Raw genomic sequence first — 20,401 nt, 5'->3', positions numbered from 1 at the left:
AGCAGTCCATGGCCGCGAAGGGGCCAGCGCAGGCGGCAAGCATAGCGCGGCGCACCTTTCGCGGCCGATGACCGCTCCTACGGGAGATGACGCTCGATCCCCGTGGCAGCGCATGACCACTGTAGAAGCGGTCCGTGGCCGCGAAAGGGCCAGCGCAGGCGGCAAGCATACCGCGGCGCACCTTTCGCGGCCGATGACCGCTCCTACGGGAGATGGCGCTCGATCCCCGTGGCAGCGCATGACCACTGTAGGAGCGGTCCGTGGCCGCGAAGGGCGCAACGCGGTGGGTCAGGTGGCGAGGGTTACGCTGCCGATGCCGGGGAAGTCGACTTCGATGCTGGCGCCTGGGGGCGCCCAGTGGATACCGGTCCAGCTTCCGGTGGCGATCAGATCGCCCGCGCGCAGCGGGTTGCCCAGTGCGACAGCGTGTCGCGCCAGCCATGGCAGGGAGTTCAACGGTTCGCGGAACGGATGGCTGCCCAGGCCACGCACCACTTGTTCGCCGTCGATACGCAGCGTTGCGGCCTGGGCCGACCAGTCGGGGATGGACGCCAGCGTTACAGGCAGGCCAACGATCAACTCACGGTTGAGCTGCTGGTCGGCCAGTCGCAGCAGGGTATCGGCCTGGATGCCGTCGACCCAGCGCGTATCGCACAACTCGATGCCCGGCATCCAGGCGTCGATGGCCGCATAGGCGGCGGCCAGGTCGGTGTGTTCGTCCAGATCCCGGGACAAGCGCACGAACAGCTCGCCTTCGATACCCAACGCGTGGCAGTGCCCGGGCGGCACCTGCCACCCGGATGCGCGTACGGTACCGGCCGGCACGCCTGCCGCACTGATGAGGCTGCCCGGCGCACCGCCCAGTTTCCAGGCCCGCGCGGGCGCGTGGGCGAACCAGCCCATCGCCTCGGCCACCCGCCGCTGCACGTCATACGCCTGCGCCTCGCTGTCCAGACGCAAACCTTCGACCGGCTGCCGCCGACCCTCGCGCCAGGCGCGTATGAGCCGCTGCGCCACCTGCTCGACCGCGCTCACAGCGGCAACTCGGTGTTGCGCCGACGCACCTGCGCCGGTGCCGGACGCTCGCAGGGCAAAAACTGGCCCCGCCCCGCTTCGCCCCGAGGCTCACCGTCCCATACCACTTCGCCGCGCGACAGGGTGATGGCCGGCCAGGCGCTCAGCTGCATGCCGGCGTAAGGGGTGTAGTCGACGTTGTGGTGCAACATCTCGTTGCTGATCGACACCGGCTGCCCTTCGTCCCAGATCACCAGATCGGCATCCGCGCCGATGGCGATACTGCCCTTGCGCGGGTACAGCCCGTACATCTTCGCAGCGTTGGTCGACGTCAGCGCGACGAAACTTTGCGCCGTGATGCGCCCGGTGCGCACGCCTTCGGACCACAACAACGCCATGCGTGTTTCCACACCGGGAATGCCGTTGGCGATCTGGTCGAACGACACGTCTTCGCCGTGGGCCTTCTTGCCATCGGGGCCGTCGTAACGAAACGGCGCGTGGTCGGACGAGAAGATCTCGAACGAACCGTTTTCCAGCCCGTCCCAGATCACCTGCTGGTTTGCAGCGTCCCGAGGCGGTGGGCTGCAGATGCATTTGGCGCCTTCGAAGCTGTCGTCGCAGCCCAGCGAGTCGGCGGTCAGAAACAGGTATTGCGGGCAGGTTTCGGCATACACCTTCAAGCCGTGGTTCTGCGCCCAGCGAATCTGCTCCACGGCCTCGCGACCCGACACGTGGACGATGAGGATGGGCACATCCACCAGTTCGGCCAAGGCAATGGCCCGGTGCGTGGCCTCGCGTTCCACCAGCATCGGTCGCGAGCTGGCGTGGTAGCGCGGCGCGCTGAGCCCGGCCGCCAGCAGCCGCTCGGTGAGCCAGGCGATGCAGTCGCTGTTCTCGGCATGCAACATGACCATGGCGCCTTCGCGGCGGGCCACGGACAGGGTTTCGAGAATCTCTCGATCGCCCAGTTTCAGCGCGTCGTAGGTCATGTAGATCTTGAACGAGGTATAGCCCTCGGCGATCAGTGCCGGCAATTCCTCACGCAGGACCTGCGGCGTGGGGTCGGTGACGATCAGGTGAAAGGCGTAGTCGATCACCGGCTTGTTGCCTGCCCGGCGATGGTAGTCATCCACTGCTGCACGCAGGGTTTCACCCTTCTGCTGACAGGCGAAAGGAATCACCGTGGTGGTCCCGCCGCAGGCCGCCGACACCGTGCCGCTGAAAAAGTCGTCGGCCATGACCGAGCCGTCGCCGGTGGGCTGGTCCAGGTGCACATGGCTGTCGATGCCGCCCGGGGTCACGTGCCGGCCGGCCGCGTCGATTTCCGCAAGGCCCGGAGGCAGCTCCAGGGCCAGGGCAACGATGCGCCCGTCGCGAATGCCGATGTCACTGGTGAAGGTGTCTGCGGCAGTGACCACGCGAGCGTTGCGAATAACCGTATCGAAAGGTTGCATATCAAGCCTCTTCAAGCAGTAGCCGGCCCCAGCCGGTCAAGCGACGTGTGTCCACGCCGGTCATGTTCAACATGTCCCAGAGCACCGTCGTCACCGTGTCGAACACCGGTACCCCGTGCTGGCGCTCCCAGGACTCGGCGCGGTGGGCGGCGTGCAGGTTGGTGCAGAAGGTGGAGATGGCCTCGGCACCGGCCGCGACCACCTCGGCCACCTGACGATCCAGGATAGCTTCGTCCACTTCGGCAAAGGAAAAATTGTCCTGCAGCGACAGGTGGCTTTCGGCGCTGGCATCGATACCCAGAGCGGCATAATTGGCAACGATCCTTGCCTGCACATCCGCCAGATACGGCGAGACCAGGCCCAGGCGGCGAATGCCGAAGCGGTGCAGCGCCTTGTTCAGTGCCAGCACCGAGGTCGTCGCCGGTATCGCCGTGGCCTCGGTAATGGCCTGGCACAGCGCCACGTCGGTATCGAAACCCAGCCATCCGGCAGAGGTACCGCTCCAGCCGATGACATCGACATGGGCATCGGCCAGCAAGCGCGCCGCGTCCAGAATCCGCTCGCGCTGGAACTGGCCCAGCGCGTCGGCGCTGAGGGCGATCTGGGTGACACTGAAGCGTGAGAAATGCACGCTGACTTCCGGCAGGCTGGCTATCAACGCCTGGGTCAGCGGCTCCAGTGCGGTGTTCGAGGAAGGCGTAAGCACGCCCAGGCGAATACGGCGGGTCATGCTGGACCTCCAGTGATCGCGTGCGAGGAAGGATAGGCGCGCAAAGGCTTTTCGCAACGTTGCCACAGGCCGCGGCAAACGGTGTCGGCTGCGGCACGTACACAGGCTTCGTCGACCTGGGTCGAGCGGCCTTGATCGATCACCACTCGACCGTCGACGATCACGGTTTCGACGTCGGCCCCGGTGGCGTTGTGCACCAAACTGCCCAACGCATCGATGCAGGGAGTGAGGTGGAGCTGTCGATAGTCGAGGATGGCCAGGTCAGCCAACTGGCCGACCGCCAATCGACCCAGATGCTCGCCCCAACCCAGCGCCGCGGCGCCGTTGACGGTGGCCATGCGCAGCACGTCGCGTGGTTGCCAGTCGTCGGCCACCCGCCCGGCACTCAACCGCCCTACCGCCAGCGCCCAGCGCATGACCTCGATCATGTCGCCGTGCATGGTGTCGGTCGCCAGGCACAGGCGCGCGCCGGCCTGCAGCAGGCGGCGCGTCGGCGCCACCCGTCCGGACATGGCGTTGCCGACCGGGATGTGCACGACATGCGCACCGGAGGCGCCGATGCGTACGATGTCCTCGTCATCCACGTGAATGCAGTGACCGGCCAGCAGGCGCGAATCGAGCATGCCCAGCTCATCGAGCAGTTGCACCGGCGAGCGGCCGTGGGTAGCACGCACCCAATCCAGTTCGTCCTGGCTCTGCGCCAGGTGCGTGCTGATCTGCAGACCATGGCGGCGGGCCAAGGCATCGATCTGGCGCAGGAAGTCCAGCGAGCAGGTGTCGGGTGCGTGAGCGGTCAGGTGGGCCTGGATACGTCCGTCGGCCTGCCCTGCCCAGCGTTCGACGAAGGCCTCGGCGTGATCCAGCTGGGCCAGGCCACGCTTCAGGTCGAAGCGCCGCGTGCCCTGCAGCACCGAGGCGAAATCGACATCGGCCAGACGTTGGCTGGCAAACAGCCGCATACCCGTTTCGGCCATGCCTGCCACGGTGTGCTCGGCATGCACGAAGCTGTCCACAAGCGTGGTGCAACCCGCCCGCAGCGCTTCGAGTGCACCGAGGCGGGACAACGCCAGTGCTTCTTCCGGGCTGAGCCATGAAGCCTGTGGCAGGCCGGGGGTGTAGGACGGCGCGAAGCCGCAGTCCGGCGCCACCCCCCGGACGAAATTCAGGCCGGCATGGTAATGGGTATTGACGAAGCCGGGCACCACCACTCGGCCCGGCAAGTGCAGATGCCGCACGGCTTTGGGCGCAGGCTGGTCGGCAGGCCCGACGTGGGCGATGCGTTGGCCACGGATGCCCAGGCTTGCGGACTGCGCAAGGCCGTCGACCGGGTCCAGCAGCACGGCGCCGGTAATCAGTAGATCCAGTGGGTTGTCGATCATGCGGCCATCCACCCGCCGTCCACCATCAACGTGGTGCCGGTGATGAAGCTGGCCTCGGCGCTGGCCAGAAACAGCACGGCCTTGGCGACATCGTCGGGATGGCCCAACCGCGGCCAGGGGGTACGCCGCGTGGCCCGCTCCATCACCGCCGGGTCGACCGCCCGGCCACCGGCGCCGGTCTGGATCTTGCCGGGCGCCACCGCGTTGCAGACGATGCGCTGCTCGGCATAGTCGCTGGCGACCTGCCGGGTGAGGTAATCCACAGCCGCCTTGCTCACGCCATAGGCCAAGTCCTGGGGTGCGGCAATCATGCCGTGTTGCGAAGACAGGTTGACGATGCGCCCGCGGGTTTCGCCCACCAGCGCCTGGCCGGCCATTTGCCGCACGGCAGCCCGGCAACAGCGGTAGACACCCCCCAGATTAACGTCCAGGACACGCTGCCAGTCGGCCTCGTCGAGCTCGAGCAAGGGCCGGGCGTGGCGGATGCAGGCGTTGTTGACCAGCACATCGAGGCGCCCGAAGCGCGCTACCGTGGTCTTGACCAGGGCTTCGACCTGAGCGCTGTCGGCAACGTCAGTCTGCACGAACAGGGCCTGGTGGCCAGCGGCGCGAATCAGGTCGGCGGTTGGCTCGCCGCCCTCGATGACAGCCGTGGTGACATCGGCGATGACCACGCAGGCACCGTGGCTTGCCAGGTGCCAGGCAATGGCGCGGCCGATGCCGGAGGCCGCACCGGTGACGATGCACACCTGGCCCGCCATGCTCGATGAGTTCGCCAAAAGGGTGGGGGTCATGGGTTCACCGTTGTCTGGGGGCCTACCACGTGGGCAAGCCAGTGATGAAAGTCGTGATCGGCAGCGTCGATGTCGAATCGCGGAACGAAACCGCAGTCTTCGCGCAGACGGTCGAGCGCCATGCTCGCCCGGTCGTAGTCGGCGTACAGCTCGATGTTCGGTGTTTCACCCGGCGCCGCCAGACGCCAGCGAAAGTCCGGGAAGCGTGTGGCCAGGCGCGTGCACCATTGACTGAGCGGCCATTGGAAACCCGCCGCCAGGTTATAGAGGGGATATCGCCACTGCGGCTGGTCCAGCAGGCAGCCGATAGCCCGCGCGGCGTCGCGGACATACAGCCAGTCGCGCAGGCTGTCGCGCGCCAGGATCGCCGTGCCGCCACGGCGGGCCACTTGCAACAACTGCAGCGGTGCGCTGAGGGTGTCGCGCACGCCGGTGTCGGCTTCCCAGGGCCCGAAGCAAGTGCCCAGGCGGCCGATAACCAAGGGCAACCCATGCAGTTGGGCAAGGCGCCGCGCCGCGTCCTCGGCGCTGCGCTTGGATTGGCCGTACAGGCCCTCGGGGGCCAAGGCGGAACGTGCTTCGTCGAGCAACGGCGCGTGACGCCCGGTGGTGCCGTAGACCGAGCCCGAGCTGATGTGCACCAGCCGCGACACGCCGCACTCGGCGCTCGCGCCGATGGCCGCAAGCACCCCGCCCACGTTCACTTCGAAGATCGCCTGGGGCGCCAATCGCTCGCGCTCGGCGTCGGCGGTGATGGCGGCCAGGGTCACCACTCGCTGGGGGCGATGACGACCCATGAGCGTACGCAGGTCGCTTGCATCGCGCACATCGCCCTGATGCTCGATGAAGCGTCCCGGCAACTCGGCGAAAACCGCTCGCGCGGCGTCTGGAATCGGCCCCAGGTCGAAACCGATCACTTCTTCACCCGCCGCCAGCAAGTGCTCGCTCAACGCCAGGCCGACGAAGCCACTGCTGCCGGTGATCAGCGTCTTCATCTCAGGCGCTTTCCCGCACAGGTTCCGGCCGCAGCAGCGACAGGATATGCCGCTTGTAGTCATTGAAGGCCTTGCTGGTCGGGTCGCGCGGACGTTCGAGCTCGATCGGCAGCAGCTCGCGAATGCGTCCCGGACGTGCCGACATCACGGCGACATGGGTACCCAGGGCCAGCGACTCATCGATACCATGGGTGACGAACACGATGGTGCTCTGACTTTCGCGCCAGATCCGGATCAGCTCGGCGTGCATGTCCATCTTGGTCTGCTCGTCCAACGCACCGAAGGGCTCGTCCATGAGGATCACCTCAGGGTTCATCAGCAAGGCTCGGGCAATACCCACGCGCTGATTCATGCCGCCGGACAGCTCGCTGGGGAAGTGATTCTCGAAGCCGGCCAGGCCCACCATTTCGATGAATTTCTGCGCCTTCTCCCGGCGTATCTCCTTGCCCACACCGCGCATCTTCAAGTGGAACGCAACGTTCTCCCAGACCGGCAACCAAGGCATCAGGTTGGCTTGCTGGAACACCACGCCACGGTCTGCCCCCGGTGCGGTGATCGACTGCCCGCCCACGCTGACCGTGCCCTGGGTAGGGTGATCGAAGCCGGCGATCATGTTCAGCAGGGTCGACTTGCCGCAGCCACTGGGGCCCAGCAGGCAGAGAAATTCGTTGCGTGCCACGGTCAGGCTGACATCGTCCAGGGCCACGATGCCGGTGGGTCGCTTGGGGTCTTCGAACACGCGCGAGACGCGGTCGATGGTGATCAGTGCCATGCCTCAGCCCTCCTTCTGCAAAGTGGAACCACGTTGCCAGCGCAGCAGGTACGCACCCACGCGCTTGATCGCATAGTCGCTGAGAAAGCCCAGCAGGCCGATGCTGACCATGGAAGCGATGACGATGTCGTAACGCAGGAAGTAATAGGAATCCCACAGCACGTAACCGACGCCGCTTTTAACCGCGACCATTTCCGCGGTGACGGTGAGCATCCACGCCGAGCCGATGGCGATGCGCAGGCCGGAGAAGATGCTCGGCAGCGCCGCCGGGAAGACGATGTAAAGCAGTAGTCTGCTTGGCGTACCACCGGTCATGGCGCCTGCCCGCAACAGGTTGCGGTCACAGTTCTTGACGCCGTGAATGGTGCTCAACAGCACCGGGAAGAATGCGCCCATGAACACCAGGAAGATCGCCGGCTTGTCGGCAATGCCGAACCAGATGATCGCCAGGGGAATCCAGGACACCGGCGGGATCGGGCGCAGAATCTGCAGCACCGGCTCGAACAGGTTTTCTGCGGTGCGCGACCAACCGATGGCCATGCCCGCGCCGATGCCCAGCAAGGCGGCCAGGGCAAAGCCTGCGAACACCCGGAACGAACTGGCCGCCACATCGAGAATCCAGTGGCCGCTGTAGCTTTGCGTATTGCCATCGGTGGCAAAGACCCAGTCTGCCCAGGCGATGATGACTTGGGACGGCGCCGGCAGGAGCGCGCGCGGCAAAATCCCGGAGCGGGAAAAGATCTCCCAGCCGACCAGCAGCAATACCGGCACGATGCCGCGTTCGATGCGCTTGTACAGGCGCCGGGCCAGGGACGGGCCATGCCCTCGCCCGACCCCGTGCGCCTTGATGGCGGTACTTTTCATCTCAATACCCCAGCTCGGTTTTCGGCTTGCCGGTCACCGCTTCCAGAAAGCTGTAGTCCAGGTTCTTCTCTACCTGCTCGCTGACATCGGTGCTGATGTACTTGAGGTCGCGCATCATTTGCGCAATGGCTACGGCCGAGGCGCGGTGCATGGCGTAGTCGGGGTAGAGGTTGTCGACTGCGCCGGTGGCGATGGCCTTGTCCAGGCCGGTGACTTTCTGGATGGTGTCGATGAACAGCGGCTTGTCGTTGGCCATCAGGTCATTGACCTTGACGATGGAACGCACTGTTTCCTCGACGCCCTTGCGGTTGTCCTCGATCACATCGGAGCGGGTAACGATCAGGTTGGTCAACTTGCCAGCCGCCTGGTCGTAGGGAAAGTCGAAGAACTTGGCCGCCTTGACCTCGCGGATCTGGGTGGCGAACGGGTCCACCGAAGTGATCAGCTCCACTTCGCCGCGGCGCAGTGCCTGCACGTGGTCAGACGGGTTGGGGATGTTGATGAATTGCACATCCTTGTTGATATCGATGCCGTGCTTGAGAAACGCCCCACGCATATGAATATCCTGCGCATTGCCGCGCGAGGCGGCGACCCGGAACGGCTTGTCTTCGGCCTTGTACTTGTCGATGAGCGCCTTCAAGCCGACCCAGTCGCCTGCCTGCACCGGCAGGTCGTTGCCCACCAGAATCTGCGAGCCGCCGTTGATCTGCCCGGACACGGCCACCACGTCGAACCCCTTGTCCAGCGCCGTGGCGTAATGCAGGTAGGTGACCTGCGCCACGTCGATGCTCTTGGACAGCAGCGCTGTGAGTACATCGTTGCCGGTGTTGAAGGCAATGGCGTCGAGTTTCACCCCGGTGGCGTTTTGCGGCGTCAGGGACAACGGCGTGCAGTGGGCGCATTTGGCATAACCGAGCTTGACCGGCTTGGCTTCGTCGGCGTGGGACATGGCCATCATGCCGAGGCTCAACACCAAGGCCGAAACGGCACGCTTGAGCAAGGTAGTGGACGAACGAATAGCTGGCATCGGGCTTCTCCAATTGTCACTAAAGGCTGAGGCTTTGTGGCAAAGAGTTTGCAACGGTTATGCCAGGTTTGTGGCATCGCTTGAAAACCGCATTGCTTTCTATGGGCGCCTTTGGTATCCAGGCCCTGTACGGCGGGGCTTGTGTGATCGCGCGGTGGCGCTTTCACGTTCGGCGGCGGCTCCCGTGGTGACGAGATGAGCAGGCTCAATAAAGCAGTCCGTGGCGGCGAATGAGTTGCGACGGTGCATGCTTGGACAATCGCTCACCATTTTGTGACAATCCACCATTGACCGTAATCAGGCTGACGAGGATCGCGCACGTGCTCAACTCGGAAACACTTTCTCCTGCACCTCGCAAGGCCCGCAGCACTGGGCAGATCCTGGGCACTGGGAACACGCGCGACGGTATCTACGAACGCATCCTCAACGCCGTGATGGAACATCGCCTGATCCCCGGCACCAAGCTGGTGGAAGAGAAGTTGGCCGGGGTGTTCCAGGTCAATCGCACACGCATCCGCGAGGTGCTCGCGCGGTTGGCCCACGAAGGGATCGTCACCACTATCCCCAATCGCGGCGCCTTCATCGCCAGCCCCTCGGTGGAAGAAGCCCGGCATATTTTCCAGGCCAGACGCATTCTCGAGCCCGCGCTGATCCGCAGCCTGGTGGCCAAGGCCGACAGCCAGCAGTTTCGTCGCCTGCACGCCCATGTGGCCGAAGAACGCGCCGCGCGCGAGACAGGCGACAAGCGCGCGGTGATTCGCCTGTCCGGCGAGTTTCATCTGCTGATCGCGCAGATGGTCGACAGCCCGCCCCTGGTCAAACTGATGCGCGAGCTGTCCTCGCTGACCTGCTTGATCATTCTGCTGTACGACTCGCCGAACGTGCCTGCCTGCCCCAACCATGAGCACACCGAAATCGTCGAGGCCATGGAACAGGGTGAGGTCGAGGCAGCCATCGGCTTGATGCTGGGCCACCTCGACCATATCGAGGCCACGCTCGACCTGTCGCTGGAAGATGAGGCCGAGGTCGACCTGCACGCTATTTTCGGCTAACGCCACCCGACCGCCCGGAGTCGCCATGAGACTGCTGATCATCAACCCCAATATCTCCCAGAGCGTCACCGACCTGATCGAGACGGAAGCGCGCCGCACAGCAGCAACGGACACGCAGATCCAGATGGCCACGGCACCCAGTGGCGTGGCCTACATCGAAACCCGCTTCGAAGCCCTGCTCGGCGCGCACGCAGCGACGATCATTGCCGGGGAGCGTCTGGGCAGCTACGACGCAGTACTGGTGGCGGCATTCGGTGATCCCGGGCTGCTTGCGCTCAAGGAGGTACTGGACGTGCCGGTGGTGGGCATGACCGAAGCGGCGCTGATGACGGCCGCCCAGTTGGGCCAGAGGATCTCGATCATCGCCATCTCCCGGCGCATCACCAGTTGGTACCGCGAGTGCGTGGCACAGAACGGCATGCTCGACCGTCTGGCCAGCATTCGCCATCTGGACCGCCCGCTGCGCGATGCCGGCAGCGTGCAGGAGGATCATGCCGAGCGCCTGCTGGAGCTGAGCCACCTGGCGGTGAACGAAGATGGCGCCGACGTGCTGATCCTCGCCGGTGCGCCGTTGGCCGGGCTGGCACGTGGGTTGGCCGGGCGGTTGCCGGTTCCGGTGGTGGACGGCGTGTCGTGCGGCGTGGCCCAGGCGCAGCTGTTGCACCGCCTGCAGGCGGGTCGGGCCACCCAAGGCAGCTTCGCCCGCCCACCCGCCAAGCCCAACCAAGGCTTGCCAGCGGGCTTGCAGGCCCTCCTGTAGCAGCGGCGCAAGCCGCGTCCGGGTTCACCGCGGTGTGCCTGCCAAACCGCATGTGCCGCCGACGCGGCTTGCGCCGCTGCTACAGGGGTTGGGGGATACCTTGGTTGCGCAGCATGGGCGCCTCGAACGACAGGCCCAGCACGCGCTCCATTTCCGCGGCGGCCTGAAGCACGCGCCCGTCCATGTAGCGCGGGGCGATCACCTGCAGGCCTACCGGAAGTCCCTGCTTGCCGAACCCGCAGGGCAACGACAGTGCGGGTACCCCGCAGTAGTTGAACACCGGGGTATAACCGGCATGTCCGCGCGGCCCGGCGGGCTGACCGCCAATGGTCGCGGGGCCCAGTTGCCCCACGGCCCAGGCTTCCACCGGCGCGGTCGGGCACAACAGCAGATCGTAGTCATCGAAAAACGCGGCCAGGGTGATCGACAACCCATTGCGCAACGCTAGCAGACGCGCGGTTTGCACCCCGGACAACGCTCTGCCCAGCTCTATCTGCGCCAGAATATCCGGATCCAGCTGCTGCAACTGCTCATCCGCCAGCGCACCGAATTGCGCAGCCAGCGCCGTGTGCTGCAAGCCCAGCAGCGCATAGCCTTCCAGGCCGCCTGGCCAGCGCGGGCTGGCCAGCTCGATGGACCAGCCATCGCGCTCCAGCGTCGCCAGCGCGGCAACCATCGCACTGGCAACATCGCTGTCCAGTGGCAGGCCCAGCCCCAGATCTGGCGACCAGGCAATGCGCAGCGAGCGCGGCGCTCGCGGCGTCGGGGCTAGCGACTGAGCGCTAAAATGTGGCTGCGACAACGGGTCGGAGGGGCACCAGGCGAACAAACTGCGGGCCATGAGTGCAACGTCCTCGACATCGCGTCCCAGTTGGCCGATCACTGAGAGCAGATGGTTCGGGTCGGCGAACCCCCAGGGATTGGGCACGGCACCCAGGCTCGGCTTGAAGCCGACCAGCCCGGTGTGCGCGGCCGGTCGCCGGGTGGAGCCGCCGGCGTCGGTGGCCAGGGCCAATGGTCCCAACCCGGCCGCCACTGCAGCCACCGCGCCGCCCGACGACCCGCCGGGGGTCAGCTCGAGGTTCCACGGGTTGCGGGTGGTGCCGTGCAGCGGATTGGTGGTGATGCCCTTGCAGGCAAACTCGGAACAGTTGGTCATCCCGAGCGCCACGCCGCCCAGTTCGCCAAGGCGTTGCACGCACCACGAATCGCGCGGCGCCACGAAGTCGGCAAACACCCTGGAACCGAAACTCGCCGGTCGGCCGCCCAACCAGAGGTTGTCCTTGACGCTGAACGGTACGCCGGCCAAAGGCAGGTATTGCATGGCGGCGACCCGCTGGTCGCTGGTACGCGCTCGAGCCAGCACGTCGGCCCGCTGGTAATCGATGAACGCATTGAGCGACGGATTCAACCGCTCGAGACGATCGCACACCGCTGTCGCCACCTCGACCGCGCTCAGCTGACGGGTGTTGACCAGGTGAGCGATCTGCTGCGCCTTGAGACGATGAATATCCATGGGTCACTCCACTGCGAAAGGCTGATACCGCTGTTTCAGCAAGATCCGCGCCGCCGGACGCAGGGCCCGTAACAGCGGGTGCGGGCAAGCAGGTCAAGGCGGCTGGCGAGCGACATAATGGTGAACATGATTAGATAGAGCACTGATTCAGTGCAATATTTAGTTAACTATTTTGTGTACAATCCTGATACCAAGGTAACCCGCATCCAGCTATCGGTTCATTTAAAACAACGAGTTAAACCGTGGGATGACCGGCTCTGTCCTGCTTGGCACATGCATTGCTTCGAGCCAGATAACCTAGTTCAGCACTGCGAGCCACCGCATGACGACTGCCACCGCCGGTTTCGACCTTACCCTGGACGACATCTTCCATCAGTACGCCGGTGCAGCTCCGGCGGTCGACCACATCACCCTGGAAGTAGCCGCCGGCGAACTGGTGGCGCTGCTGGGCCCCTCCGGCTGTGGCAAAACCACCCTGCTGCGCATCATCGGCGGGTTCCAGCCGCAGACCTCGGGCAAGGTGGTGATCGGCGGCAAGCTCATCGACCACCTGCCCCCGCATCACCGCGACATCGGCATCGTGTTCCAGAACTACGCCTTGTTTCCTCACCTGAGCGTGGCCGAAAACATCGCCTACGGTCTGGATGCGCGCGGCGTGCCACGCTCGCGGCGCAAGCAGCGCATCGATGAAATGCTCGAGATGATCCAGCTGGGTCATCTGGCCGACCGCTATCCGCGCCAGCTTTCCGGTGGCCAGCAGCAGCGCGTGGCGCTGGCCCGGGCATTGGCCGTGGAACCGCGCATCCTGTTGCTCGACGAACCGTTTTCGGCCCTGGACAAAAGCCTGCGCATGGACATGCAGATCGAGATCAAGCGGCTCCAGCGCCAGTCGGGCGTGACCTGCGTGATGGTCACCCACGACCAGGAGGAAGCGCTGTCGATGGCCGACCGCGTGGCGGTGCTCAACGCCGGCCGGCTGGAGCAGTTCGCCGCGCCATCGAAGATCTACGATTCGCCCAGCAGCCTGTTCGTCAATACCTTCGTCGGCAGCGCCAACGTGCTGCCCGGGACCCTGGAAAGCTACGCCGGGGAGTCGGCCCGGATACGCCTGGCCGACGGCAGCCTGCTGGCCTGCCGTACGCCGCGCGACGCCCAGCCCGGCAGCGCCGTGGTGGCGTGCATTCGTCCGGAGAATCTGGAGCTGACGGAGGCAGGCGACGGATTCCCCGCACAGGTCGAACTCGGCCTGCCGCTGGGCCCTTCGATCGTCCACGAAATGCTCACGCCCGGCGGACAGCGGATCAAGATTGCTTCGCCGCGCGGCCTGGGTGCCGAGCCATTGAAGCCCGGCACTCAGGTGGGCCTGCGGCCTATCAGCGCCCATGCGATCACCACGTTTACCGCGCCCAGCCTGTAGCCCTGAACTGACCCGCACGAGGAATCGACGATGGATATTTCCCGCAGACGCATCATGCAATCCGCCCTGGCTCTGGGTGCACTGCAGCTGTTCCCGCAGTTGACCATGGCGCAGGCGCGCAATCTGGTGTTCGCGACGTTTACCGGCAGCTGGGAAGAAGCACACAAGGCCGTGCTGGTGCCTGCCGCGCTGGAACACATGAAAGACGCGAACATCATTCTCGACCCGATGATCTCTGTCGACCAGATCTCCAAGGTCATGGCCTCCCGTGAACATCCGCCCATCGACGTCATGTTGCACGATCCGGGCCCTGCCCTGACCGCCATCGAACAGGGCTTGATCGAGCCCTACCCGGTGGCGGACAGCGCCTACTATCAGCAGTTGATGCCCGAAGCCCAAGACCCGATGGGGCCGAGCATCTTCTATCAGATCGTTGGCCTGACCTATAACCCTGACACTATCCAGACCCCTCCCGACTCCTGGATGGACCTGTGGAAGCCCGAGTACAAGGGCCGGGTAGGCATCACCAACATGAACTCCTCCCTGGGCACCGGCTTCATGGTCGAGCTGGCCAAACTGCATGGCGGCTCGGACAGCAACATCGAACCGGCCTTTGAACTGCTGGCCAAACTCAAGCCCAACCTGGCCGCCGTCGCCGCCAACCCCGGTCAGCTGGCGTCGCTGTTCCAGCAAGGCCAGATCGACATCAGCCCAGGCAACTTCAACGCCATCCAGATCCTCAAGGCCCGTGGCGTACCGGTCGAATGGGTGGCGCCCAAGGAAGGCGCGATCGCGTTCAAGACCAGTATCCATATCGTCAAGAACTCACCGAATCGCGATCTGGCGTTCGCCTTGATCGAGGCGTCGATGTCGCCCCAGGTGCAATCGCAGCTGATGGAAGCGCCCTACCTGGTAGTGCCGACCAACATGCAGGTAAAAATGTCTGGCGAGATAGCCGAATCACTGGCCAAGGACCAGGCAGAAATGAAATCCCGGTTTCGCTTTCAGGACTGGAAGGTGATCAATCCGAACCGGGCGGCCTGGATCGAGCGCTTCAACAAGGACATCCAGGTCTGAGCCATGCCTGGAGCCATCCCTTCCCGCTGTGAGGAGTGCGGCACGTGAGCGCCCGAAACCATGACGTCACCGTGTACAGCCTGCGCTACGGCCTGCCGTTGGCAGCATTCTTCGTGCTGTTCTTCATCACGCCGCTGTTGTTGCTGGTGCTGGTCAGCCTGCACGACGACACCGCCGTCAGCGTCTGGGGCGTAGCGCAGTACGCGAAGATCTTCGGCGAAGGCCTGGCGCTGCGCGTGCTTGGCGATACCTTGTGGCTCGGCGTGCAGGTTACCGTGCTGTGCCTGGGCCTGGGCTACGCTCTGGCCTGGGCCTACGTGCGCAGCTCGCCGACCACCCAGAAGGTGCTGATGATGATCATCGTCATGCCTCTGCTGACCAGCGTGGTGGTGCGCACCTTCGCCTGGGTGGTGATCCTCGGGCGCCAGGGCATCGTCAACGAACTGCTGCTGGGCTGGGCATGGATCGATAAGCCGCTGCGTCTGCTCTACTCCCGAGAAGGGTTGATCTGGGCGCTGGCCAATGTGCAGTTGCCGCTGATGACCCTGCCCTTGATCACTACCTTGCAACGCCTGGAAAGCAATCTTGAGGATGCCTCCGCCGCCTTGGGCGCCAATGCCTGGCGCACCTTCCGGCGGATCACCGTGCCGCTGTCGCTGCCGGGCATCATCGCCGGCAGTCTGCTGACCTTCTCGGCGACCATCACCGCCTTCATTACCCAGTCTCTGGTAGGTGGCGGGCAGATGCTGTTCATGCCGATGTACATCTACCAGCAGGCGTCGGCCCTGCAGAACTGGCCATACGCTGCAGCCATCTCACTGGTGTTCCTGGTGGCCGTGATCGGCTGCGTGACGCTGTTGAGCTATTTGGGCCGCCTCAGCAAGGGGTACGCGACCACATGAGCATGGGACGTCGAAACGACCTGTCGGACATCGCCCTCAAGGGCACCCTCTATCTGGTGGCCTGGGCCGCCCTTATCCTGTTGCTGGCACCGACGCTGATCGTGCTGATCGTCTCGTTCACCGACAGCTACTCGCTGCGCTTTCCGCCTCAGGGCTTCTCGACACGCTGGTATGTCGCCCTGCTCAAGGCGTTCACCCTGCATTTCGCGGCGTGGAACAGCTTTCTGGTGGCGTCGATGACCACGCTTCTGTGTGTGGTCATGGGCACTGCCGCCTCGCTGGCCATCGCCCGTTCCACGAGCAAGACAGCGCGCTGCCTCGATGCGCTGTTCATGTCACCGTTGATTCTGCCGGGGCTGGCGTTCGGCCTGTCGGCATTGATCTTTTTCAGCGAGCTGGGCGTGCCGGTATCGATGACGACGCTAGTGATCGGTCACACCGTGGTCTGCGTACCCTACGTCATCCGTACCACCTCTTCGGCGCTGATGCAGTTGCCGCCGGCGCTGCTGGAAAGCGCTGCCAGCCTGGGTGCTTCGAGAGCGCACGCGTTGCGGCGCATCACCCTGCCGCTGATTGCGCCAGGCATCGCGGCCGGGGCATTCATTGCGTTCATGTCTTCGTTCGATAACACTGCCGTCTCGCTGTTCCTGCGCGACGCACGCACCGACATGCTGCCGATCCGCATGTGGCAGGACCTGGAGAGCAAACTGGACGTCACCATTGCCGCTCTGTCCAGCGTGCTGGTGATCGTCACCCTGGTGATGATGGTAGTGATGGAAAAATTGACCGGCATCAGTCGGCGCATCCGCGGCTGACCGCGGGCAAGGGTACGTCAGGAAACGGATATGGATCTGAACACACCACAGGATGCCGATGGCATCGCCGAACACATCACCATCGCCATCATGGAGCACCGCCTGCCGCCGGGTATCAAGCTGGCCGAGGAGAAACTTGCGATCGCGTTTGGCGTGGGCCGCAACAAGATTCGCCAGGCGCTCATGGCGCTGGCCAAGGAAGGCTTGGTCAAGCTGCACCCCAACCGCGGCGCGTTCGTCACCAGCCCCACGGTGCAGGAAACCCGTGACCTGTTCGCCACCCGCCGGCTGCTGGAACCGGAGATCATTCGCAACGTCATCCACCGCTCGACCAAGGCCCAGCGCAAGCCTTTACATGCCCACCTGAAAAAGGAGGCGCTGGCGCGCAAGAACCAGGATCGGCGCGCCTTGATCAAGCTGTCCGGGAATTTCCACAGCCTGCTGGCCGAGATCGGTGGCAACAGCTTCATCACTCGCATCATGCGCCAGCTGTGTCCGGTGACGTCGCTGATGCACGCGCTCTACGACGGTCCGCAAATGCATGCCTGCCCCGAGGACGAACACAGCGCGATCGTCGCCGCCATCGAAGCCCAGGACGAAAAACGTGCCATTGCCCTGATGCTGCATCACCTCGCCCACGTGGAAAGCGTGCTGGACCTGAGCCAGGAACAGCACAGCGCGATCAGGTGGGAGAGTGTCTTCGGGTAAAGAGAGCCGCTTTCACACTGCGGCAGCGTCACGCTCCAGCCACGCCTGGGCGATCTGCTCGCGAGTGGCGAACCACACGCCTTCGTGGCCCTGTGCGTACTCGATGAACTTCTGCAAGGCGCGTATCCGGCCCGGGCGTCCGACCATGCGCGGGTGCAGGCCGACGGACATCATGCGCAGGCCGTCTGCAGATTCTTCGTGCAGCACCTCGAAGCTTTCCTTCATGTACTCGAGAAAGTCGGAAGCCTGGGACAGGCCCGGCGAATTCCAGTAGCGGAAATCATTGACGTCACTGGTGTACGGCACCACCAGGCGGCGTTTGCCTTCGACGTCGACGAAGTACGGCACGTCATCGTTGTAGGCATCGGAGTCATAGAGGAAACCGCCCTCCTCGGCCACCAGGCGACGGGTGCGCACGCTGGCGCCATAGCGGCAGTACCAGCCTACCGGGCGCTTGCCGCAGGTGCGCTGGAAGGACTCGATGGCCAGGCGAATGTGCTCGCGCTCCTGCTCCTCGGTGAGGCGGAACACTTCCTCCCAACGGTAGCCATGGCTGCATACTTCATGGCCCAGCTCTACCGCCGCCCGCGCCACGTCGGGGTTCTGCTCGAAGGCCACCGCGCAGGCATGAAACGTGGCCAGCACGTTGGCCTTCTGCAGAATCTGCAGGATGCGCCAGATACCGACCCGCGAGCCGTATTCGTACATCGATTCCATGGCCAGGTTGCGTACGCCATCGGGAAACTGATAGCTGCCCCACTCGGTCATGCTTTCCTGATCGGGATCGCCCATGGCCAGGGACCGTTCGGAGCCTTCCTCGTAGTTGATGACCAGGCTGATCGCCAGCCGGGCGCCATTGGGCCAGGTACCCTGGGGACGTTGCTGGCCATAGCCGACCAGATCTCTTAGGGGTGATGTCACGGTACGGCTCTCCAGCAGGTTGGGCAAAATGCCGGGCCTGGGGCCTCAGCAGTCGATATCTTTCAAAGCGTCGTGGTCGATGCCGCCAAAGGTTTCACCTGCGGCGAAGGCCAGGCCCATGGCCAGTGTCTGGGCCACGCAGAACGCGGCGGTCAACGAGCGAAAGCCAAGCAGTTCGGCGTCGTCGACTTCGATCATCACCGAGGCGCATTGGCCGATGGGGCTGAGCAGGCTGTCGGTGATGGCAACGATAGGCGTACCGGCCGCCACCGCCTGGTTGCAGGCGTCGATGGTTTCCTGGGCATACGGGGGGAAGCTCACCGCCACCAGCACGTCGTCACCGTGCAGCGCGCCGACCTGCTCGCGCAGGCTGCCGCCCAGGCCGCTGATGTGCACGGCGCGCCGGCCGACACGGCTCAGGGCATAGCTGAGGTAGGCAGCCATCGGAAACGAACGGCGCATGCCCACCACGAACGTGGTGCGCGCCTGTTGCAGCAAGCCGATGGCCTGTTCCAGCGCCTGCACCTGCTGCCCTTCGGCAAGGTGTTCGAGGGAGACGATGTTGGCCCGACTGAAGGCGCCGAGCATGGCGCCCACATCGGTCGGGTCGTCGAGCAACTGTTCGCCGCGATAATGGCGAATACGTTCCTTGAAGCTGCCCTGCCCGGCTTTCTCCAGCGGCGCCTTGCACACCCGCTGCAGGTCGCTGAAACCGCCAAAGCCCAAGGCCTGGGCCAGACGAATGAACGCTGAAGCGGGAATCTGCGAACGCGCGGCCAGGGCCGCGACCGTGTTGAGCGCCACATCGTGGGGGTGCTCGATCACGTACTGGGCGGCATCGCGCATGCGCGCAGTGAGTTTGTCCTGCCCCACCGCAATGGCGCTGCGCAGTTCTTCAAGGGTGTGCGGTAATGGCATGGTTCAGTGGCTCGATGGCGGTCAGCTGGGACGCAGGTCTGCGATGGCTCGGGCCAGGCATTCCACCAGCCGCGTCATTTCATCGACGGTGTTGTAGTGCGCAATGGAAACGCGTACCACCCCTCCCTGAGGTGCCAGGCCCAGTTCTTCGATCAAGTGACGGGCATAGAAGTCACCAAAACGAATGCCGATGCGTGCCGCGTCCACCTGTCGCACGATGGCCTCGGACTGCACGCCCTCGACGACGAAGCTGATGGTCGGTACCCGGTCGCCCGCGGTCACCCGTGGTTTGCCGATGATGCGCACGCCGTCGGCCTCGCGCAGATAGCCCAGCAGAATCTCGGCCAAGAGGTTTTCCTGCACCTCGAACGCATCGAAGGCCGCCTGCATGATCTGCCGCTCGCTGCCTGCGGTGCCCAGGCGCCGGCCGATGTCCAGCAGGTAGTCACTGATGCCCATGCAACCGTAGGACAGTTCGTAGTTGACGTTGCCCGGCTGCAGCTTGTACGGCAGCACGTCCTGGCCGATGAAGAAATGGTTGAGGCTGGGCAGTTCCAGCAGCAGTTCGCGCTTGCCCCACAGCACCGCGAAATGCGGGCCGAACACCTTGTAGAAGCTGAACACGTAATAGTCGGCGCCGCTGGCCTGCACATCGACCAGACGGTGCGGTGCGTACGCCACAGCGTCCACCACCAGCTTGGCACCGCAGGCGTGCACGCGCTCGGCAACCTGCGCGACCGGGTTGACGCTGCCCAGAATGTTCGACGCGTGGGTCATCGCCACGTAACGCGTGCGCGGCCCGAGAAGTTGCTCCAGGTCGCGCAGCTCCAGCTCCAGGCTCGACGGATCAACCGACCATACGCGCAGGGTGGCCCCGCGCTCTTGGCACAGGCGCTGCCAGGGGCCGATGTTGGCTTCGTGGTCGCTGTGCGTGACGATGATCTCGTCGCCCGCGCCGATCGACGGCGCAATCGCCCGAGCCAGCAGCTGCAGCAACAAGGTGGTCGAACCGGCCATCACACACTCTTCAGAGTGGCGAGCGTTGATCAGCTGGGCCACCGAGGCGCGTGCTTCCAGCACCTTGGCACCGGCTTTCACCGACGGTTCGTACGAAGCGCCAAGCTGCACCGCGTGGTTGAGCAGGTACTCGGTGATGCGCTCGGCCACCGGCTTGAGCACCGCCGAGCCGCCGGCGTTGTCCAGGTAGCCGTAGCCGTCGGCGAGTGCGGGAAATTGGCGACGGACGTAGTCGATATCGAGGGCAGTCAAAGTGAGTCTCCCGTTTG

The 20,401-nt window shown here is 64.7% G+C and carries 20 protein-coding genes; 7 read left to right on the top strand and 13 right to left on the bottom strand.

Translation table 11 applies throughout. The features are described 5' to 3' along the window. Window positions 1-288 precede the first annotated feature (288 nt). Genes IFT44_RS07835 through IFT44_RS07795 form a run of 9 tightly spaced genes read right to left on the bottom strand, consistent with a single transcriptional unit; the run spans window position 289 to window position 9,029 of the window. Entirely contained in the window at window positions 289-1,035 is a 747-nt protein-coding gene (locus IFT44_RS07835; protein WP_192175702.1) for a fumarylacetoacetate hydrolase family protein, read from the bottom strand. Beyond that, complete coding sequence (gene hydA / locus IFT44_RS07830; RefSeq protein ID WP_122479146.1) at window positions 1,032-2,468, bottom strand: dihydropyrimidinase; 1,437 nt, start codon at window positions 2,466-2,468, stop codon at window positions 1,032-1,034. Before hydA ends, IFT44_RS07835 begins: the two co-directional genes overlap by 4 nt. A gap of 1 nt (window position 2,469) precedes the next feature. Continuing rightward, window positions 2,470-3,198 carry a maleate cis-trans isomerase family protein gene (locus IFT44_RS07825; RefSeq protein ID WP_192175701.1) on the bottom strand — a complete coding sequence of 243 codons (729 nt, stop codon included), beginning with the start codon at window positions 3,196-3,198 and terminating at the stop codon, window positions 2,470-2,472. Further along, on the bottom strand, window positions 3,195-4,577 hold the full coding sequence (locus IFT44_RS07820; RefSeq protein ID WP_192175700.1) for an amidohydrolase family protein: 1,383 nt from the start codon (window positions 4,575-4,577) through the stop codon (window positions 3,195-3,197). The genes IFT44_RS07825 and IFT44_RS07820 overlap by 4 nt, the downstream gene beginning before the upstream one ends. After that, a complete protein-coding gene (locus tag IFT44_RS07815; RefSeq protein WP_199861479.1) occupies window positions 4,574-5,371 on the bottom strand; it encodes an SDR family NAD(P)-dependent oxidoreductase in 798 nt (265 codons plus the stop codon). The genes IFT44_RS07820 and IFT44_RS07815 overlap by 4 nt, the downstream gene beginning before the upstream one ends. Then, window positions 5,368-6,366: an NAD-dependent epimerase/dehydratase family protein gene (locus IFT44_RS07810; protein WP_192175699.1), complete on the bottom strand. Its 999-nt coding sequence runs from the start codon at window positions 6,364-6,366 to the stop codon at window positions 5,368-5,370. The genes IFT44_RS07815 and IFT44_RS07810 overlap by 4 nt, the downstream gene beginning before the upstream one ends. Before the next feature lies 1 nt (window position 6,367). Then, on the bottom strand, window positions 6,368-7,138 hold the full coding sequence (locus IFT44_RS07805) for an ABC transporter ATP-binding protein (RefSeq protein WP_122479151.1): 771 nt from the start codon (window positions 7,136-7,138) through the stop codon (window positions 6,368-6,370). A gap of 3 nt (window positions 7,139-7,141) precedes the next feature. Beyond that, on the bottom strand, window positions 7,142-8,002 hold the full coding sequence (locus IFT44_RS07800) for an ABC transporter permease (protein WP_122479152.1): 861 nt from the start codon (window positions 8,000-8,002) through the stop codon (window positions 7,142-7,144). A gap of 1 nt (window position 8,003) precedes the next feature. Continuing rightward, complete coding sequence (locus tag IFT44_RS07795; protein WP_192175698.1) at window positions 8,004-9,029, bottom strand: ABC transporter substrate-binding protein; 1,026 nt, start codon at window positions 9,027-9,029, stop codon at window positions 8,004-8,006. A 320-nt stretch (window positions 9,030-9,349) separates the two neighbouring features. Between IFT44_RS07795 and IFT44_RS07790 the strand changes: the two genes are divergently transcribed. After that, window positions 9,350-10,081, top strand: coding sequence for a GntR family transcriptional regulator (locus tag IFT44_RS07790; RefSeq protein ID WP_342214274.1), 732 nt, complete (start codon window positions 9,350-9,352; stop codon window positions 10,079-10,081). Window positions 10,082-10,106: 25 nt separating this feature from the next. Further along, window positions 10,107-10,841 (top strand): aspartate/glutamate racemase family protein, encoded by a 735-nt coding sequence (locus tag IFT44_RS07785; protein WP_192136880.1) that lies wholly within the window; start codon window positions 10,107-10,109, stop codon window positions 10,839-10,841. Window positions 10,842-10,920: 79 nt separating this feature from the next. On the opposite strand, the gene IFT44_RS07780 is transcribed toward IFT44_RS07785, so the two are convergent. Beyond that, window positions 10,921-12,357 (bottom strand): amidase, encoded by a 1,437-nt coding sequence (locus IFT44_RS07780; protein ID WP_197976843.1) that lies wholly within the window; start codon window positions 12,355-12,357, stop codon window positions 10,921-10,923. 322 nt (window positions 12,358-12,679) lie between these two features. On the opposite strand from IFT44_RS07780, the gene IFT44_RS07775 reads away from it, so the two are divergent. Genes IFT44_RS07775 through IFT44_RS07755 form a run of 5 tightly spaced genes read left to right on the top strand, consistent with a single transcriptional unit; the run spans window position 12,680 to window position 17,276 of the window. Continuing rightward, window positions 12,680-13,774: an ABC transporter ATP-binding protein gene (locus IFT44_RS07775; RefSeq protein ID WP_192175696.1), complete on the top strand. Its 1,095-nt coding sequence runs from the start codon at window positions 12,680-12,682 to the stop codon at window positions 13,772-13,774. A gap of 30 nt (window positions 13,775-13,804) precedes the next feature. Next, on the top strand, window positions 13,805-14,851 hold the full coding sequence (locus tag IFT44_RS07770; protein WP_192049657.1) for an ABC transporter substrate-binding protein: 1,047 nt from the start codon (window positions 13,805-13,807) through the stop codon (window positions 14,849-14,851). 44 nt (window positions 14,852-14,895) lie between these two features. Further along, the gene (locus tag IFT44_RS07765; RefSeq protein ID WP_122713158.1) at window positions 14,896-15,753 is read left to right on the top strand and encodes an ABC transporter permease subunit; all 858 of its coding nucleotides are present in this window, start codon (window positions 14,896-14,898) and stop codon (window positions 15,751-15,753) included. A gap of 2 nt (window positions 15,754-15,755) precedes the next feature. Further along, window positions 15,756-16,568, top strand: coding sequence for an ABC transporter permease (locus IFT44_RS07760; protein ID WP_197975745.1), 813 nt, complete (start codon window positions 15,756-15,758; stop codon window positions 16,566-16,568). 30 nt (window positions 16,569-16,598) lie between these two features. Next, window positions 16,599-17,276: a GntR family transcriptional regulator gene (locus IFT44_RS07755; protein ID WP_192136882.1), complete on the top strand. Its 678-nt coding sequence runs from the start codon at window positions 16,599-16,601 to the stop codon at window positions 17,274-17,276. Window positions 17,277-17,288: 12 nt separating this feature from the next. Here IFT44_RS07755 and IFT44_RS07750 read toward each other — a convergent pair whose 3' ends face one another. The 3 genes from IFT44_RS07750 to IFT44_RS07740 are packed head-to-tail and all read right to left on the bottom strand — an operon-like array spanning window position 17,289 to window position 20,384. Next, complete coding sequence (locus tag IFT44_RS07750; protein ID WP_192136883.1) at window positions 17,289-18,197, bottom strand: polysaccharide deacetylase family protein; 909 nt, start codon at window positions 18,195-18,197, stop codon at window positions 17,289-17,291. A 45-nt stretch (window positions 18,198-18,242) separates the two neighbouring features. Beyond that, on the bottom strand, window positions 18,243-19,115 hold the full coding sequence (locus tag IFT44_RS07745) for a MurR/RpiR family transcriptional regulator (protein ID WP_122479161.1): 873 nt from the start codon (window positions 19,113-19,115) through the stop codon (window positions 18,243-18,245). Window positions 19,116-19,136: 21 nt separating this feature from the next. Then, a complete protein-coding gene (locus tag IFT44_RS07740) occupies window positions 19,137-20,384 on the bottom strand; it encodes a cysteine desulfurase-like protein (protein WP_192103846.1) in 1,248 nt (415 codons plus the stop codon). Between the last annotated feature and the right edge of the window lie 17 nt (window positions 20,385-20,401).

Origin of the sequence: Pseudomonas sp. CFBP 13710 (assembly GCF_014842235.1) — a bacterium.
In the GTDB taxonomy this organism is placed as follows: domain Bacteria; phylum Pseudomonadota; class Gammaproteobacteria; order Pseudomonadales; family Pseudomonadaceae; genus Aquipseudomonas; species Aquipseudomonas baltica.
The sequence above is the reverse complement of the archived record's forward strand: the minus strand, read 5'-3'. Positions and strand labels throughout refer to the sequence as shown.